Source organism: Streptococcus intermedius SK54 = ATCC 27335 (genome assembly GCF_000413475.1).
GTDB classification, from domain to species: domain Bacteria; phylum Bacillota; class Bacilli; order Lactobacillales; family Streptococcaceae; genus Streptococcus; species Streptococcus intermedius.
Genome location: NZ_ATFK01000001.1, coordinates 369,636 through 387,019 on the forward strand (window position 1 = coordinate 369,636; position 17,384 = coordinate 387,019).

Sequence of the window (17,384 nt, forward strand, 5' to 3'; positions counted from 1 at the left end):
TTAAAAATGGCAAATCATTCATAATTTAAAATCAAAAACACGAAAGGAGTAGTACCACTTATTGTTGGTATGTCCCATTCGTGTTTTTTTATTATCAGATACTAGCTTTCTTAGTTGATAGTTTATAACCCATAATTATAATCATCATCTTGCATAGCTTCAACTTCGCCAAGTAGATAACCGTTTCCGACTTGGGAGAAGAAGTCATGATTAGAAGTTCCAGTTGAAATACCATTCATAACAATAGGATTGACATCATCAGCAGTATCAGGAAAAAGTGGATCTTGTCCAAGATTCATGAGAGCCTTATTGGCGTTGTAGCGAAGAAAGGTTTTGACTTCTTCTGTCCATCCAACACCATCATATAAGGTTTCAGTATAACCTTCCTCGTTCTCATAGAGGGTGTAGAGAAGATCATACATCCACTCTCGAAACAGTTCTTGTTCCTTTTCTGATAATTCATTGAAACCCAATTGGAATTTATATCCGATATAAGTTCCATGGACAGATTCATCACGGATAATCAATTTGATGATTTCAGCAACGTTAGCTAGTTTGTTGTTGCCCAGATAGTAGAGTGGAGTAAAGAAACCAGAATAGAATAGAAAGGTCTCTAAAAACACACTGGCAACTTTTTTTTCAAGAGCATTTCCATTAAGGTAAATTTCGTTGATAATTTCAGCTTTCTTTTGCAAATAAGGATTTGTATTGGTCCATTCAAAAATTTCATCAATTTCTGATTTTGTATTAAGCGTTGAAAAAATAGATGAATAGGATTTGGCATGAACAGACTCCATGAATTGGATATTATTCAATACAGCCTCTTCATGGGGAGTGCGAATATCCCCTCGGATCGCTTCGACACCTGATTGGGATTGCATGGTATCAAGAAGTGTCAGCCCGCCAAAAACTTTACCAACAAGGTCTTTTTCTTTAGCTGATAATTTTCTCCAATCATCTAAATCGTTGGAAAGAGGGATTCGTGTGTCGAGCCAGAATTGTTCAGTCAGTTTTTCCCAGGTGGACTTATCGATTACGTCTTCGATAGCGTTCCAGTTAATGGCTTTGTAGTAAGTTTGCATTCTTTCTCCTTTAGTACATGGTACGACCTGATTTGGTATCAGCTATCACTTCTTGGATACTGTCCCAATGTTCCACAATTTTACCTTGCTCGTCAAAACGGAAGAAGTCCATTGTGACATATTCTTTGTTGTCTGGCTCTTCCCAGATTTGATGAGTATGAAGAGCCACTAGATTGCCTTCAGCAATGCTGCGCACAAAGTTGACAGACTTGTCAGGGTATTCAGCAGCCATACGTTCAAAGTAAGCGATAAACCCTGCGGTTCCGTCCTCAACTAGAGGGTTATGCTGGCGGTATTCAGCGCCGACATATTTTTCTACCGCTTGCTTGGGATTTCCTTCAAAGGCTGTTTTGTAAAATTGGATGGCACTTTTTTTATTTTGTTCTAATTGTGACATGGTCGAATTTCTTTTTCTAAAATCTCTTGTTAGATCACACAGCTTTCACATTGGTTAGCCCCAACTTCGCCGCCATCATCAGTGAAGGTACGGACGTAGTAGATGGACTTGATACCCTTGTTGAAGGCGTAGTTACGCAGGATAGAAAGGTCGCGAGTTGTTTGCTTGCTTTCTTTTTTCCACTCATAGAGGCCTTTAGGAATATCGCTGCGCATAAAGAGAGTCAGGGAAAGGCCTTGGTCTACATGCTCAGTTGCCGCTGCATAGACATCAATCACCTTGCGCATGTCCATGTCATAAGCGCTAGTGTAGTAAGGAATAGTCTCAGTTGACAGACCAGCAGCAGGATAGTAGATCTTACCGATTTTCTTTTCTTGACGTTCTTCGATCCGTTGGGTAATGGGGTGGATAGAAGCAGAGACATCATTGATATAGCTGATAGAACCATTTGGTGCAACGGCTAGGCGGTTTTGATGATAGAGACCGTCAGCCTTGACCTTATCGCGTAACTCTGCCCAGTCTTCTGCAGATGGGATAAAGATATCTGTGAAGAGTTCTTTGATACGATCAGACTGAGGTACAAATTCACCCGTCAGGTATTTGTCAAAGTAAGTACCGTTAGCATAATCAGATTTTTCAAAGTTGTGGAAAGTCATGCCGCGCTCACGAGCAATATTGTTGGATTCAACAAGAGTCCAATAATTCATGAGCATAAAGTAAATGCTGGTAAACTCAACTGATTCAGCTGAACCATATTCAATCAACTGTTGAGCCAGATAACTGTGTAAGCCCATGGCTCCTAGCCCAAAAGTATGAGCTAAGCTATTGCCGTAGTCAATGGTTGGAACAGCTTTGATGTGAGAGCTATCTGTGACAAAGGTCAAAGCGCGTGTCATAGTGCGGATAGATTTTCCAAAGTCAGGGGAAGTCATCATGTTGACTACATTGGTCGACCCAAGATTGCAAGAAACATCCGTTCCCAAATGTACAAATTCTTGAGCATCATTCAGGAGACTTGGTTCTTGTACTTGCAGGATTTCAGAGCAGAGATTACTCATGATGATTTTACCGTCGATTGGATTTGAACGGTTAGCTGTATCGATATTTACGACATAAGGATAGCCAGATTCTTGTTGGAGTTTAGAAATTTCTGTTTCTAAATCACGAGCTTTAATTTTCGTTTTATTAATCTTAGGGTTGGCAACCAATTCGTCATATTTTTCAGTAATATCAATATAAGCAAATGGGACACCGTACTCGCGTTCAATAGAATAAGGACTGAAGAGGTACATTTCCTCATTCTTACGAGCTAATTCGTAAAATTTATCTGGAATGACAACTCCTAAAGAAAGAGTTTTAACCCGAACTTTTTCGTCAGCATTTTCTTTCTTCGTAGAAAGGAAAGCGATGATATCTGGGTGGAAGACATTGAGGTAAACAACCCCGGCTCCCTGACGTTGTCCCAGCTGGTTAGAGTAAGAGAAGCTGTCCTCAAACAGTTTCATCACTGGTACAACACCAGAAGCAGCCCCTTCGTACCCTTTGATGGGAGCGCCTGCTTCACGCAGGTTACTGAGAGAGATCCCAACGCCACCACCGATACGAGATAATTGCAGAGCAGAGTTAATGGAGCGACCGATAGAGTTCATATCATCTGTTACTTGGATGAGGAAGCAAGAAACTAGTTCACCGCGACGGGAACGTCCTGCATTGAGGAAGCTTGGTGTAGCCGGTTGATAGCGCTGGTGAATGATTTCATTAGCGATATCCTTAGCGATTGCTTCATTACCGTTGGCAAAATAGAGCGCGTTAAATAGAACACGATCTTCCATGCTTTCTAGATAATATTCACCGTCATTTGTTTTAAGAGCATATTGATTGTAGAATTTATAAGCTGCCATAAAAGATTTAAAATGGAAATCTTGTGCATGAATGAAAGCAGCTAATTCTTCAATATATTCAGACGAATAAAGCTGGATGAATTCTTTTTCTAAATAGTTTTCTTGAATTAAATAGTTAATTTTTTCAGTAATAGAAGAGAATTTTTTTGTATTTGGTTCAACATTTTCCTTAAAGAATGCCTCCAGAGCTTCTTTATCTTTGTGGAGCATAATTTGTCCATTGATTGGACGGTTGATTTCATTGTTGAGACGGAAATACGTCACATCTTCTAATTGTTTGAGTCCCATACTATTCCTTTTCTAAATACTAGATTTGCTATTGGCAAAAGAAAGGGCTTCTATGGCTCATAGAAGCGATTGATTTGCTCTATTATAGGTACAATAAAATTATGATAATTTTTTCAATTTAGCTGGTTGAAAACCGGAAAATGCTTCCGTTTGAGTTTGTACAACCGGTGCAGCATTAAAACCTAAGTTTTTCACATGATCGATATATTCAGGCTGTTCGTCCAAGTTGATTTCACGATATTCCACCTGATTGGTGTCTAGAAAACGTTTTGTCATTTTGCACTGAACACAATTATTTTTTGAATAAATAGTTACCATAATAAACTCCTAATTTTTTTAATTCAGTATGGATTTAGTATATCCAAAGCTATAAATTTTGTCAACCATTAGGCTCTAAATATTGTGCTTATTTTTGTTTTTTGAATTCAACAATACTAGATATGGTATTTTTAAAAAATGGAAAATCAGAGAAGAATCACGCTCTTATCCTCGTTTTATCACATAATTATAGATTGAAAATTTGTTTATAAGTTGAAGATTGAAAATCTCGTTTTAATGAAATTTCAGTAATTATCATAAAAAAGCCTTGATGAATACACATAAAATTCTTGAAAAAATTTTACAAAGATGTTATAATCTAAAATTGTAAGGGTTATCACATATGACCCCAAAAAGATTACATTAAAGGAGAGTCAAACTATGGCTTCTAAAGATTTCCACATTGTGGCAGAAACAGGTATTCACGCACGTCCAGCAACTTTGTTAGTTCAAACTGCTAGCAAATTTGCTTCAGATATTACACTAGAATACAAAGGTAAATCAGTAAATCTTAAATCAATCATGGGTGTTATGAGCCTTGGTGTTGGTCAAGGTGCTGATGTAACAATTACTGCTGAAGGTACAGATGCTGACGATGCAATTGTAGCAATCGCAGAAACAATGACAAAAGAAGGATTGGCTTAACATGACAGAAATGCTAAAAGGAATTGCAGCATCTGATGGTGTTGCTGTTGCTAAGGCATATCTATTAGTTCAACCGGATTTATCGTTTGAGACTGTTTCAGTCGAAGATACGAATGCAGAAGAGGCTCGTTTGGATGCAGCTCTTGAAGCTTCACAGAACGAGCTTTCTGTTATCCGTGAGAAAGCAGTAGAGAGCCTTGGAGAAGAAGCAGCTCAAGTATTTGATGCTCATTTAATGGTACTTTCTGATCCAGAAATGATTGGTCAGATTAAAGAAACAATTCGTGCAAAAAAAGTGAATGCTGAAGCAGGTCTGAAAGAAGTGACAGATATGTTCATCACTCTCTTTGAAAATATGGAAGACAATCCATATATGCAAGAACGTGCAGCAGATATTCGCGACGTGACCAAGCGAGTATTGGCTCATTTGCTTGGTGTGCACTTGCCAAATCCTGCTATGATCAATGAAGAAGTAGTTGTGATTGCGCACGATTTGACTCCTTCTGATACTGCGCAATTAGACAAAAACTTTGTTAAAGCTTTTGTAACGAATATTGGTGGACGTACAAGCCACTCAGCTATTATGGCTCGTACTCTTGAAATTGCAGCAGTTCTTGGAACGAATAACATTACCGAATTAGTGAAAGACGGTGATGTGATTGCTGCAAATGGTATCACTGGGGAAGTGATTATCAATCCAACCGAAGAACAAATTGCAGATTTTAAAGCAGCTGGTGAAGCTTATGCTAAACAAAAAGCTGAATGGGATTTGCTGAAAGATGCTGAAACAGTAACAGCCGACGGAAAACATTTTGAATTGGCTGCGAACATTGGTACACCGAAGGATGTTGAAGGCGTTAATGCTAATGGTGCTGAAGCCGTAGGACTTTACCGTACAGAATTCCTTTACATGGATTCCCAAGATTTCCCAACAGAAGATGAGCAATATGAAGCTTACAAAGCTGTTTTAGAAGGCATGAATGGGAAGCCAGTTGTTGTCCGTACAATGGACATTGGTGGTGATAAAGAACTTCCTTACTTTGATCTTCCAAAAGAAATGAATCCATTCCTTGGATTCCGTGCGCTTCGTATTTCAATTTCGGAAACAGGAAATGCAATGTTCCGCACACAAATACGTGCACTTTTGCGCGCATCTGTTCATGGGCAATTACGTATCATGTTCCCAATGGTCGCGTTGTTGACTGAATTTCGTGCAGCAAAAGCGATTTTGGAAGAAGAAAAAGCTAAATTGCTTGCAGAAGGTATTGCTGTCGCAGATAATATTCAAGTTGGTATTATGATTGAAATTCCAGCAGCAGCTATGTTGGCTGATCAATTTGCAAAAGAAGTTGACTTCTTCTCAATTGGTACTAATGACTTGATTCAATACACAATGGCTGCAGATCGTATGAATGAACAAGTTTCTTATCTTTATCAACCATACAACCCATCTATCTTACGTTTAGTGGATCGAGTTGTCAAAGCTGCTCATGCTGAGGGCAAATGGGCTGGTATGTGTGGTGAAATGGCGGGTGATCAAACTGCTGTTCCACTTCTAGTTGGTATTGGTCTAGATGAGTTTTCAATGAGTGCCACATCTGTTCTTCGTACACGTAGTCTGATGAAGAAATTGGATACGAAGAAGATGCAAGAACTGGCTCAACGCGCCCTTACAGAATGTGCAACGATGGAAGAAGTTCTTGAACTTGAAAAAGAATATCTTGATTTTGAATAATCTCAAAACAGAAACTATTGTCGACAAGGACAATTGTAGTGTTGATGATGGAAAGGCAGGGATAGTAGCATCCCTGCCTTTCTTTGTGATAGCAAAAAATTTTGACACAATAGCTGATTATTAAAAAGTAGTAGGAAAAATTGCGGAGCAAGTCAACCTTTTGTTCGTTTTGTAAATCTGGAGAAATATTCCATGAAAAAAGATTTATTCTATCTACAACCTAAAGTATACTTCTAATAACCTATTTAAACCTTGTGATAGTGAAGCTATGGGCTTAAAATTTTCAATAGTTATTTGCTTGCCCTTTTTTACTTCCTTTTAGCTAATTTTGCTATAATGATAATTATGAACAACTTAATTAAATCAAAATTAGAGTTATTGCCAACTGGTCCAGGATGTTATATCCACAAGAATAAAAATGGTACGATCATCTATGTGGGAAAAGCCAAGAATTTGCGCAATCGGGTGCGTTCGTATTTTCGCGGAAGTCATGATACTAAAACGGAAGCGTTAGTGTCTGAGGTTGAGGATTTTGAGTTTATTGTCACTGAGTCTAATATTGAAGCTTTGTTGCTTGAAATCAATCTTATCAAGGAAAATCAACCCAAATATAACATCATGCTTAAGGACGATAAGTCCTATCCTTTTATCAAAATTACCAATGAGACATATCCGCGGCTTATAATCACACGTCAGGTTAAGAAAGATGGTGGTTTATATTTTGGCCCGTATCCTGATGTAGGTGCTGCGAATGAAATTAAGCGCCTACTGGATCGCATTTTCCCTTTCCGAAAGTGTACTAATCCACCTGAGAAAGTTTGCTTCTACTATCATATCGGACAGTGTCGAGCTCATACTATCTGCCATAATGCCCCACATTTCTTTCAAGAGATGGCTCAAGAAGTAGCAGATTTCCTCAAAGGTCATGATAATAAGATTATTGATGAATTGAAAGAAAAAATGACTAGTGCTGCTGAAAAGATGGAATTTGAAAAAGCGGCTGAATACCGAGATTTGCTTCAAAGTATTGCGACACTTCGCACCAAGCAACGAGTGATGGCAAGGGATTTACAGAATCGGGATGTCTTTGGCTATTATGTGGACAAAGGATGGATGTGTGTGCAGGTTTTCTTTGTCCGTCAAGGAAAACTCATTGAGCGAGATGTAAATATGTTTCCTTATTACAATGACCCTGACGAGGATTTTTTGACCTATATTGGACAATTTTATCAGAATACATCTCATCTGGTGCCCAATGAAATTTTGATTCCATCTGATATTGACGAGGAATCAGTACGGGCTGTGGTGGATACAAAAATTCTCAAGCCTCAACGAGGAGAAAAGAAACAGCTGGTCAATTTGGCAATTAAGAATGCTCAAGTTAGTTTACAACAGAAGTTTGACTTATTAGAGAAATCTGTTGAAAAAACGCAAGGAGCAATTGAAAATCTAGGCCGGCTCCTCAATATTCCCACTCCAGTTCGGATTGAGTCGTTTGATAATTCCAATATTATGGGAACAAGTCCTGTTTCAGCTATGGTGGTTTTTATTAATGGCAAACCCAGCAAAAAAGATTATCGCAAGTATAAGATTAAGACAGTTATCGGTCCGGATGACTATGCCAGTATGCGGGAAGTCATCAAGCGTCGCTACAGCCGAGTTATGCGAGATGGTTTAATACCGCCTGATCTGATTGTCATTGATGGTGGTCAGGGCCAAGTCAACGTTGCTAAAGACGTCATTCAACATCAATTAGGTTTAGATATTCCTATCGCTGGTTTGCAAAAGAACGACAAGCATCAGACTCATGAATTGCTTTTTGGTGATCCATTGGAAGTGGTCGAATTATCTCGTAATTCCCAGGAATTTTTCCTTTTGCAACGCATCCAAGATGAAGTCCACCGTTTTGCCATTACCTTCCATCGCCAGCTCCGGTCTAAGAATTCCTTCTCATCACAACTAGATGGCATTGAAGGTTTGGGACCAAAACGCAAGCAAAATCTCATGAAGCATTTCAAATCGCTAACCAAGATTAAAGAAGCAAGTGTTGAGGAAATTGTCGAAGTAGGCGTACCGCGAAAAGTAGCAGAGGCTGTTCAGGGGAAGTTAAGAAGGGCTATAGATAAAAAAGAAATAATACCCGATACATTTTAAATCCTCAGGGTTCCAGTGAGGGAACCTGTTATTTCATAAAAAAACCTGCAAGCTCTTCCAATTTATGGTAAAATGAAATGAGTATAATAAGAAAAGGAAAATCCCTATGAAGTTTCTTGAATTAAATAAAAAGCGTCATGCAACTAAGCATTTCAATGATAAAGCGGTTGATCCAAAAGATGTGCGGACGGCAATTGAAATTGCAACTTTAGCGCCAAGTGCTCATAATAGTCAGCCTTGGAAATTTGTAGTTGTGCGTGAGAGAAATGCAGAGTTGGCTGAGGTTGCCTTTAATGCTAATCAGGAGCAAATCAAAGAAGCACCTGTGACGATTGCTCTCTTTACAGATACAGACTTGGCGCAGCGCGCTCGTAAAATTGCTCGTACTGCTGGTATAAAAAATATGTCTGAAGAAAAATTGCAATATTACATGCAAAATCTTCCGACTAAGTACAGTCATTACACCGAACAGCAAAAGAGTGATTATTTAGCTCTCAATGCTGGATTGGTAGCTATGAATTTAGTGTTGGCATTGACTGACCAGGGCATTAGTTCCAATATTATCCTTGGATTTGATAAGTCAAAAGTCAATCAAGTGCTAGATATTGATGAGCGCTTCCGTCCAGAACTTTTAATTACCGTTGGCTACACAGACGATAAACTGGATCCAAGTTATCGTTTGCCAGTGGATGAGATTATTGAAAAACGTTGATAGAAAGGAATGATTTTATGACGATTGATTTTAAAGCAGAGGTTGAAAAACGTCGCGACGCTCTATTGTCTGACTTATTTAGCCTTTTGGAAATTAACTCCGAACGAGATGACACGAAAGCAGATAAAGAACATCCGTTTGGACCTGGACCTGTTAAGGCTTTGGAAAAATTCTTAGAATTAGCTGAACGTGATGGCTATCCAACGAAGAATGTGGACAATTATGCAGGGCATTTTGAATATGGCGAAGGAGCTGAAGTGCTTGGAATTTTTGCACACATGGATGTGGTGCCTGCTGGAAGCGGATGGGATACAGATCCCTATACGCCGACTCTCAAGGATGGTAAATTATTTGCGCGTGGTGCGAGTGATGACAAAGGGCCAACGATGGCTTGCTATTATGGACTGAAAATCATCAAAGAATTAGGTTTGCCGACGTCTAAGAAAGTTCGTTTTGTAGTTGGTACAGATGAAGAATCTGGTTGGGCTGATATGGACTATTATTTCAAACATGTTGGTCTTCCAGAGCCAGATTTTGGCTTTTCACCAGATGCCGAATTTCCGATTATCAATGGTGAAAAAGGAAATATTACAGAATACCTTCATTTTGCAGGGGAAAATAGCGGAGCTGCACGCTTGCATAGCTTTACTGGCGGACTTCGTGAAAATATGGTTCCTGAATCTGCAACAGCAGTAGTATCAGGAAATATGCCAAATCTTGTAGATAAATTAGACGAATTTGCAAAAGAACATGGGCTTCGCTTTGAATACCAAGAATTATCAAATGGGCAAATGGCAGTAACGATTATTGGGAAATCTGCCCATGGGGCTTCGCCACAATCTGGTGTCAATGGCGCGACTTATCTGGCCAACTTCTTGACCCAGTTTGATTTCGCAGGTTCTGCTAAAGACTATCTTGAAGTGGCAGGAAACGTTCTTTTAGAAGACCACGAAGGGAAAGTCTTAAAAGTGGACTATGTAGATGAAAAAATGGGTGCTCTTTCTATGAATGCAGGGGTCTTCCGATTTGATGAAACAAGCGATGATAATACTATTGCCCTTAATTTCCGCTATCCACAAGGAACCAATCCAGCATCAATCAAATCTAAATTGGAAAACTTACCTGTGGAAAACGTGACATTGTCAGAGCATGAGCATGTTCCTCACTATGTTCCAATGGAAGATCCGCTTGTGACAACGCTTTTGAACGTGTATGAAAAACAAACAGGTCTAAAAGGTCATGAACAAATCATTGGTGGTGGAACCTTTGGGCGTCTCTTGAAACGCGGTGTTGCTTACGGTGCTATGTTCCCAGGATATACAGATACGATGCACCAAGCAAACGAATTTATAGAGGTAGAAGATCTTTTCCGTGCAGCAGCAATTTATGCTGAAGCAATTTATGAATTAATCAAATAAACCATGTAAACTCAGCTAGAAATAGTTGAGTTTCTTTTAAAAGAGAGAAATATTAGGATTTATACAATTACAGGTACGACAGGTTAACTGGGGCAAAAGGTCGTTGCCGAAGCACAGAAACAGTTAGCTTTTAATGAAATTCAGCTATCTGTTCATAGCCCTGCTAGTATAGGGCAGTAGGGATTGATGGCAGAGAAGTTGATTATTTAGATGTGGATTCTATGATGGAGGCTTGGCGTGGAACGAATGTATTGATTTACATTCCAAGTAGTTCTCATCTAAGTATAGTGTGTGCCAAGGTCTGAAAACTCTGTTATTGCAGCAGAAAAGTTTGGAATCAAACATTTTATCTTTGTTGGATCGTTTGTTGATCAAGTCGACAGACTTTTTCACATGGGGAATGTTAAAATAAACTTTATCTCGTGGGAAGAGAGTGTAGCAGCCATCATCAAACTAGCTATGTCGCCTGTTCTACATGGAAAAATATACATTTTGACTCAAGGTCGTAACTATACATGCTAGAATTAGCTAGCCTTTTGTTTGAAATATTGAGTCGTGAAATTGTCTATCAGCTAGTGACAGTTGAGGATTTTAATGCCTTTATGATTAGCTGAAAGGATTTGGAATTGAGTTGGCTTCTCTTTACCAAGCTGGTAGTCAAAGCTGCTTGGATATTGTGACAGATGATTTTCGGACGATCACAGGACGACAGGCAACCGATTTGAAAAGTTATATGATGAAAAATTATCAAGAATAGAGGTAAGAAATGGAAACATTAGAAGATATTAAGAAAGCTATTATGGATGATCCACAAAATCAATCATATACAGAGCGAGGAATTGAGCCGCTTTTTGCAGCTCCTAAAACGGCGCGAATCAATATTGTTGGTCAAGCACCAGGCATTAAAGCACAGGAAACACGTTTATATTGGAATGATAAGAGTGGAGATCGCTTACGTGAATGGATGGGTGTTGACTATGATACATTTTATCATTCTGGCTATTTTGCTGTGATCCCGATGGACTTTTACTTTCCAGGTCATGGGAAATCAGGTGATTTGCCACCTCGCAAGGGTTTTGCTGAAAAATGGCATCAGCCGATTTTAGAATTGCTACCAGATCTGGAATTGACTATTCTCATTGGTCAATATGCTCAGAAGTATTATCTTCATCAAAAAGGAACTGTGAAGTTGACGAATACGGTATACCACTATCAAGACTATTTGCCAGAATTTTTTCCGCTTGTTCATCCCTCGCCTCGAAATCAGATTTGGATGGCTAAGAATCCTTGGTTTATGAAAACTGTAATTCCTGATTTGAAGGAACATGTACAAAAGATTATTTCAAGATGAGTATTTGCTCATCTTTTTTTGAAACCAAATCTTTGACAAAAAAGGTTCGATATAGTATTATAAATAAACTTCTATATCGTATAATTTTAGAGGAAAAAACAGTTGGATAGAAAAATAATTAATAGTGGGTTTTACATTGGAAAAATTCATCGTTTATCTAATCGATTAATGAATCATATTTTGTTAGAACGAGGGATTCAAGCTTTTAATGGAGAACAGGGACGTATTTTACACGCGCTTTGGCAAAAAGATTATCAAAGCCAAACCGAACTGTCAGAGCAGACTGGCTTGACGTTGAACACTCTGACCAAAATGATTGACCGAATGATTCGCATGCAGCTTGTGAAACGGTGTTCTCATGAAAAAGATAAGCGGAAAAAGATGATTTGTCTGACAGATTATGCAAAAGGATTAAAAGCAGAATATGATGCAATTTCTGATGAAATCATTGAAATCTTTTACAGTGGTTTTTCTGATCTGGAAATCAGTGAATTTGAGATTTATTTAGAGCGTATTTTAGTAAATTTAAGCCAATCAAGAAAGGATGAAGCATGAACGAGTTAATTAAATTAGTCACCAATCAATGGCAGTTTCTGTTAGGTCTTATCTGGGATCATGTCTGGATATCAGGTTTGTCTATCTTACTTGCTTTGATTTTTGGGGTTGGACTTGGGATTTTTATTAGTTTCAAAAAAAGCTGGGCTGGAGTCGTTATTGGTTTAGTGAATATTCTTTATACAATTCCTTCTATTGCACTTTTAGGGATTCTGATTTCGATTACGGGGATTGGTAACAAGACAGCAATTGTAGCACTAACCTTATATGCTCTGTTACCAATGGTACGGAGTACTTATACAGGCGTTTCTGGTGTTGACCCGCTTCTCATTGAAGCAGCAGAAGGAATGGGTTCTACACGCAAGCAGATTTTAACCAAGGTGCAACTGCCCCTTGCCTTTCCGGTTATGATGGCAGGTTTCCGTAATATGGTTACAATGACCATAGCTCTTGCAGGGATCGCTTCTTTCGTTGGTGCTGGCGGTCTTGGTGTAGCAATTTACCGTGGGATTACGACTAATAATCAAACCCTAACTTTGGTCGGAAGTGTTTTAGTCGCCCTGTTGGCATTGGTCTTTGATTTTCTTCTTTCTTTGGTTGAAAAATCAATCCTACGTCATAAAAAAGTATCTAAAAAATGGTTAGCTGTTTTCAGTTCTATAGTTCTTTTGATGGCAGGAAGCATCGCATTTTTCCAAATGAATCCAATGGGCGGAACCGTGAAAATTGCGACCAAACCACAGACAGAAAACTATATCTTAGGTGAAATGCAAAAGCAAGTTATTGAACAATACACCAATCTTAAGGTCAAAATGACTAAAGGTGTTGGTGGCGGGACAGCCAATATTCACCCAGCCATCACAAAAGGAGAATTTGATATTTATGCTGAATACACTGGTACAATTTGGGAAGTCATTCTCAAACAATCAGGTTCATATGATGAAAGTCAGTTCAAGACACTTGAAAGTCAATATCGAAAAAAATATCAGTTAGAATGGGTAAATACATTTGGGTTTAATAACACTTATGGTTTGGCAGTTCGTAAGGATATTGCAGAAAAATACAATATTAAAACTTTTAGTGATCTTGCAAAAGCAGGCCCCAATTTAACCTTTGGTGCAGAATACGATTTCTTTGGTCGAGAAGACGGTTTTGCACGTTTGCAATCCATTTATAGTATGAAATTCAAGTCGCAAGTAGATATGGATAGCGGGTTAAAATATCAGGCTATCAAATCTGGAAAGGTTGATGCAATTGATATTTTCACCACAGATGGACAACTTTATGGAGCTAATCTAGTGGTCTTGAAAGATGATAAAAAAATTTATCCTTCTTATCAGGCAGGAACAGTTGTTCGAGCAGCTACTCTTAAAAAATATCCGCAGCTAAAAAAAGCCTTAGCAAAATTAAACGGGATTTTAACAGATAGTAAAATGGCAGAGCTAAACCACAAAGTAGAAAGCGACAAAGAAGAACCGTCAAAAGTTGCTCATGACTATCTTGTAGAGAAAGGAATTTTGAAGAAATGATTGAATATAAAAATGTCAGTAAATCATATGGAAATCAAGACATTATTAAACAATTGGATTTGAAAATTGAAGACGGTGCCTTTCTGACGATTGTAGGAACTTCTGGTTCAGGTAAAACGACATTGTTAAAGATGATAAATGGTTTAGTCAAACCGAGTCAAGGGGAAATTCTTATCAATGGACAAGATGTTCAAGAAACAGATTTGATTGAATTGCGGCGTAACATCGGTTATTCAATTCAAGGGAATGGACTTTTTCCACATTTAACAGTCGCTGAAAATATTGCCTTTGTCTTAAATTTACAAAAGAAAAATCAGATAGAAGTAGAGAGAATCATTGACGAAAAGCTGACTATGCTTGGTCTGGATACTCAGTTAAAAAAACGCTATCCTGCAGCTCTTTCTGGTGGACAAGCTCAACGAGTTGGAATTGCACGTGCATTAGCTGCAACTCCTAGTATTTTGCTAATGGATGAGCCTTTTGGAGCAGTAGATGCTATTACGCGCTATCAGTTACAGCATGAATTAAAATTACTGCATGAAGATACAGGTATTACAGTCGTGTTTATTACGCATGATATAGCAGAGGCCTTGAAATTAGGGACACAAATCCTTGTTTTAGACAAGGGACAAATTCAGCAATACGGTACACCAGAGGAAATCAAACAAGAGCCAGCTAATGAATTTGTAAGAAAATTACTTGAATTAGCGAGTTAATATCTATGTGCTCCTTGAGAATGTTTCCTAACGCCTCATTGACTACTTGTGCAGTCTTGTTTGGTAGCCAGCAAATGAGTTTGTGCAGAGTCATTCTGTGAGCAGACAAGATGTCTTTTCTCGTGTCTGAATCACTGTATCAATCTCGTAGTGCCCAGTTCTAGTCACTCAATGAGGCAACGCTCAGCCATTATCAGTGTGGTAGAATAACTTTGCATCTCTATGTTCATTTGTTTAGGTTTTGATTAACTTACAAGTATAACATGGAGGTGCTTTTTTCTATTTTCAAGTGGCTAACTTCATTTTAGAACTTTCGAAGATTTTAAATATCAAAATATTTTATAAATCTTAGTTAAATATATTGTGTCGAAAAATTTAGTATGTTATAATGAATAATTGTGGGTTAAATATATATGAAAATAGATTAGGATGATTTAAACTAGACCATCTCCTTTTTATATAAACGTATTTCCTGATATGTTCAAACAATAGGATTGATATCTAGTTGATGATGAATAGCTATTTTCATGAATTGTGCACAAAATAATTATCCCATAATTATAATATAAAGTGACCCAATCACTTTGGAGGTTAAATTAAAATGAATAGGTGTTTAAGATTTGTAACAAGATCTGTCCTAGCTACAGCAGCAATGATTCCTGTATTGGTTGCTAATGATGTTCAAGCACAAAGTTATGGATATGGCTATTATAATCATTATCAACCAGGATATGATTATTGGAATGGGTATTTTACCCACTATACAAATTATTACAATAACTGGGGATACGGCTATAACAATTGGAATAACTATTACAATAATTGGAATTATGGTTATAATAACTGGGGTAATTATTACAATAATTGGAACTATAGTTATAACAACTGGGGAAGAAACGACTACAACAATGGTTATAACCGTTTGACAACCGATCCGAATTACACATATTGGAATGGAAATCATTATTACCGTATGAGTGATGGTTCTTATCGTATTTATCGTAATGGACAATGGGTTCCTGTTTCAAATAATAACAACAGTAACAATGGTTACAATAACTTATTAAAGGATAGACATTATCGTTATTCAAATGGTTATCATTACTATGTGTTGGATAATGGTGATTATTACTATTATCAAGATGGTAAATGGGTATTTGTTAAGAACTCTACTGAGAATCCAACTACTCCACCGCAACCTGAAACTCCAAAACCAGAACAACCATCTGAAGATCCGAAGCCAGAAGTTCCGACTCCAAGTCCGGCAGAGCCAGAACAACCGACTCCATCTCCTAGCGATAAACCAGATGAGCCAACAACACCATCAGAACCCAAACCAGAGGAACCAACTCAACCTGAAAATCCAAACATTAACTTGCCTGAAAATCCTCCAATTAATGGTGCAGATGGTGAGTTCAATCCATTTACTCCAAAACCAGAACAACCATCCGAGGAGCCAAAACCAGCACAACCGAATCAACCATCTACTCCTGGAAATTCAGGTTTGGTAACAACTGATGAGCCAAGTGAAAATCAAATTCCTGCTTATGTTGAAAAACCAGCAGAAGGGCTTGAACATTTGCCTTGGGCACCAAATGGACAAACTCCAAAACTTGTTTACCCACCAGGAAAACCAGGTTCAGCAGCTCTTCAGAAAGACAAAAACTATTACTATGATGGTAGCACTCATTATTACTATGTACCGTCGAATGCTGAGCGTACTGGCTATTCACCATACTGGAAATGGATGGGAGATAAATGGAAACTTCATGGTATGACTGACCCTAATGATCCAGCTCTTGATCCAAAACTTCACAAAAACACGGATGATGACGAGTATATGTATAGTGATAAAAACTCTAGCGTGAAATTGTTCTCAACTAATTTAGTAACTACAGCAAAAGCAGGTCAACCTCTTCCATTCCAAAATGTTGAAGAATTTAAAAAATATGTTATTGAAAAAATGAATCCTAAATTTGTTGATAATGCTGGATGGGATGCTAAAGTTGAATGGAAAATTGAAGACGAAGATATTTTTGAACAATCTAAACAAAATCCATGGGCTAGAGATTATGTTTTGATTGCTAATCTAAAGAGTGGTGTCAATGATAAAAAGTATAGCGATACAGAATTTGGATATGTTAAATTTGTTTATCGAGTTGAAGCAACTGATGATACCAACTACATTGCTTTAGATAAAGCAAAAGAGGCGTTTGCTAAAATCAATGAAGAACGTAAAAAACAAGGACTGAAGGAATTAATCTGGTCCGACGAAATTTATAACTCACAAGCTCTTCCAAAAGCACATTCAATTTCTCGTCAATATGATAGTACAGGATTTGTTGGACGGCGTGATGAAGATCCATCAACTGTTGTTAAAAAATGGGCAACTAGTGGTCTTAGAGAATTACTTCTTTCACCTGATGCAACAAAAGGAGCAGTAGCTGCAGTTGTTAATGGCGAAGGTGTGTATTATTGGACATTCAATTATCAATAATAACCATATTATTTTGTATAAAATATTATCCGATAACTATTTATACTGACTCCAAAAAGTTGGATAAATAATTATTTCGAATCTTT

The 17,384-nt window shown here is 37.9% G+C and carries 14 protein-coding genes and 1 pseudogene; 10 read left to right on the top strand and 5 right to left on the bottom strand.

The annotated features are described in order from the left end of the window. Window positions 1-122 precede the first annotated feature (122 nt). The 4 genes from nrdF to nrdH all read right to left on the bottom strand — a co-directional run bounded on the left by nrdF (window position 123) and on the right by nrdH (window position 3,986). The gene (gene nrdF, locus HMPREF1654_RS01765) at window positions 123-1,082 is read right to left on the bottom strand and encodes a class 1b ribonucleoside-diphosphate reductase subunit beta (RefSeq protein ID WP_003073153.1); all 960 of its coding nucleotides are present in this window, start codon (window positions 1,080-1,082) and stop codon (window positions 123-125) included. A gap of 10 nt (window positions 1,083-1,092) precedes the next feature. Then, window positions 1,093-1,479: a nuclear transport factor 2 family protein gene (locus HMPREF1654_RS01770; protein WP_004233955.1), complete on the bottom strand. Its 387-nt coding sequence runs from the start codon at window positions 1,477-1,479 to the stop codon at window positions 1,093-1,095. Window positions 1,480-1,508: 29 nt separating this feature from the next. Further along, window positions 1,509-3,668: a class 1b ribonucleoside-diphosphate reductase subunit alpha gene (nrdE, locus tag HMPREF1654_RS01775; RefSeq protein WP_004234000.1), complete on the bottom strand. Its 2,160-nt coding sequence runs from the start codon at window positions 3,666-3,668 to the stop codon at window positions 1,509-1,511. 99 nt (window positions 3,669-3,767) lie between these two features. Beyond that, the gene (nrdH, locus tag HMPREF1654_RS01780) at window positions 3,768-3,986 is read right to left on the bottom strand and encodes a glutaredoxin-like protein NrdH (RefSeq protein ID WP_003073148.1); all 219 of its coding nucleotides are present in this window, start codon (window positions 3,984-3,986) and stop codon (window positions 3,768-3,770) included. Window positions 3,987-4,367: 381 nt separating this feature from the next. On the opposite strand from nrdH, the gene HMPREF1654_RS01785 reads away from it, so the two are divergent. The 9 genes from HMPREF1654_RS01785 to HMPREF1654_RS01825 all read left to right on the top strand — a co-directional run bounded on the left by HMPREF1654_RS01785 (window position 4,368) and on the right by HMPREF1654_RS01825 (window position 14,801). Continuing rightward, on the top strand, window positions 4,368-4,631 hold the full coding sequence (locus tag HMPREF1654_RS01785; RefSeq protein ID WP_003068444.1) for a phosphocarrier protein HPr: 264 nt from the start codon (window positions 4,368-4,370) through the stop codon (window positions 4,629-4,631). A gap of 1 nt (window position 4,632) precedes the next feature. Then, complete coding sequence (gene ptsP / locus HMPREF1654_RS01790) at window positions 4,633-6,366, top strand: phosphoenolpyruvate--protein phosphotransferase (RefSeq protein ID WP_004233783.1); 1,734 nt, start codon at window positions 4,633-4,635, stop codon at window positions 6,364-6,366. 345 nt (window positions 6,367-6,711) lie between these two features. After that, a complete protein-coding gene (gene uvrC, locus HMPREF1654_RS01795; protein WP_004233915.1) occupies window positions 6,712-8,520 on the top strand; it encodes an excinuclease ABC subunit UvrC in 1,809 nt (602 codons plus the stop codon). Window positions 8,521-8,626: 106 nt separating this feature from the next. After that, a complete protein-coding gene (locus HMPREF1654_RS01800) occupies window positions 8,627-9,232 on the top strand; it encodes a nitroreductase family protein (RefSeq protein WP_003073142.1) in 606 nt (201 codons plus the stop codon). Window positions 9,233-9,249: 17 nt separating this feature from the next. Next, complete coding sequence (gene pepV / locus HMPREF1654_RS01805; protein ID WP_003073138.1) at window positions 9,250-10,650, top strand: dipeptidase PepV; 1,401 nt, start codon at window positions 9,250-9,252, stop codon at window positions 10,648-10,650. Window positions 10,651-11,416: 766 nt separating this feature from the next. Further along, a complete protein-coding gene (locus HMPREF1654_RS01810; RefSeq protein WP_004233759.1) occupies window positions 11,417-12,001 on the top strand; it encodes a uracil-DNA glycosylase family protein in 585 nt (194 codons plus the stop codon). A gap of 102 nt (window positions 12,002-12,103) precedes the next feature. Next, a complete protein-coding gene (locus HMPREF1654_RS01815) occupies window positions 12,104-12,556 on the top strand; it encodes a MarR family transcriptional regulator (RefSeq protein WP_004233842.1) in 453 nt (150 codons plus the stop codon). Further along, window positions 12,553-14,085: an ABC transporter permease/substrate-binding protein gene (locus HMPREF1654_RS01820; protein WP_004234018.1), complete on the top strand. Its 1,533-nt coding sequence runs from the start codon at window positions 12,553-12,555 to the stop codon at window positions 14,083-14,085. The genes HMPREF1654_RS01815 and HMPREF1654_RS01820 overlap by 4 nt, the downstream gene beginning before the upstream one ends. Further along, the gene (locus HMPREF1654_RS01825; protein ID WP_004233835.1) at window positions 14,082-14,801 is read left to right on the top strand and encodes an ATP-binding cassette domain-containing protein; all 720 of its coding nucleotides are present in this window, start codon (window positions 14,082-14,084) and stop codon (window positions 14,799-14,801) included. Before HMPREF1654_RS01820 ends, HMPREF1654_RS01825 begins: the two co-directional genes overlap by 4 nt. Here HMPREF1654_RS01825 and HMPREF1654_RS10155 read toward each other — a convergent pair. Continuing rightward, window positions 14,791-14,957: pseudogene (locus HMPREF1654_RS10155) on the bottom strand (IS30 family transposase); the annotation flags it as partial. The gene HMPREF1654_RS01825 and the pseudogene HMPREF1654_RS10155 overlap by 11 nt on opposite strands. A gap of 445 nt (window positions 14,958-15,402) precedes the next feature. Between HMPREF1654_RS10155 and HMPREF1654_RS01830 the strand changes: the two are divergent. Further along, on the top strand, window positions 15,403-17,298 hold the full coding sequence (locus HMPREF1654_RS01830; protein ID WP_014829625.1) for a CAP domain-containing protein: 1,896 nt from the start codon (window positions 15,403-15,405) through the stop codon (window positions 17,296-17,298). Window positions 17,299-17,384 lie beyond the last annotated feature (86 nt).

Excerpts from the sequence above, each read along its gene's own strand:
- nrdF (WP_003073153.1), bottom strand. The coding sequence starts at position 1,082 with ATGCAAACTTACTACAAAGCCATTAACTGGAACGCTATCGAAGACGTA.
- HMPREF1654_RS01770 (WP_004233955.1), bottom strand. The coding sequence starts at position 1,479 with ATGTCACAATTAGAACAAAATAAAAAAAGTGCCATCCAATTTTACAAA.
- nrdE (WP_004234000.1), bottom strand. The coding sequence starts at position 3,668 with ATGGGACTCAAACAATTAGAAGATGTGACGTATTTCCGTCTCAACAAT.
- nrdH (WP_003073148.1), bottom strand. The coding sequence starts at position 3,986 with ATGGTAACTATTTATTCAAAAAATAATTGTGTTCAGTGCAAAATGACA.
- HMPREF1654_RS01785 (WP_003068444.1), top strand. The coding sequence starts at position 4,368 with ATGGCTTCTAAAGATTTCCACATTGTGGCAGAAACAGGTATTCACGCA.
- ptsP (WP_004233783.1), top strand. The coding sequence starts at position 4,633 with ATGACAGAAATGCTAAAAGGAATTGCAGCATCTGATGGTGTTGCTGTT.
- uvrC (WP_004233915.1), top strand. The coding sequence starts at position 6,712 with ATGAACAACTTAATTAAATCAAAATTAGAGTTATTGCCAACTGGTCCA.
- HMPREF1654_RS01800 (WP_003073142.1), top strand. The coding sequence starts at position 8,627 with ATGAAGTTTCTTGAATTAAATAAAAAGCGTCATGCAACTAAGCATTTC.
- pepV (WP_003073138.1), top strand. The coding sequence starts at position 9,250 with ATGACGATTGATTTTAAAGCAGAGGTTGAAAAACGTCGCGACGCTCTA.
- HMPREF1654_RS01810 (WP_004233759.1), top strand. The coding sequence starts at position 11,417 with ATGGAAACATTAGAAGATATTAAGAAAGCTATTATGGATGATCCACAA.
- HMPREF1654_RS01820 (WP_004234018.1), top strand. The coding sequence starts at position 12,553 with ATGAACGAGTTAATTAAATTAGTCACCAATCAATGGCAGTTTCTGTTA.
- HMPREF1654_RS01825 (WP_004233835.1), top strand. The coding sequence starts at position 14,082 with ATGATTGAATATAAAAATGTCAGTAAATCATATGGAAATCAAGACATT.
- HMPREF1654_RS01830 (WP_014829625.1), top strand. The coding sequence starts at position 15,403 with ATGAATAGGTGTTTAAGATTTGTAACAAGATCTGTCCTAGCTACAGCA.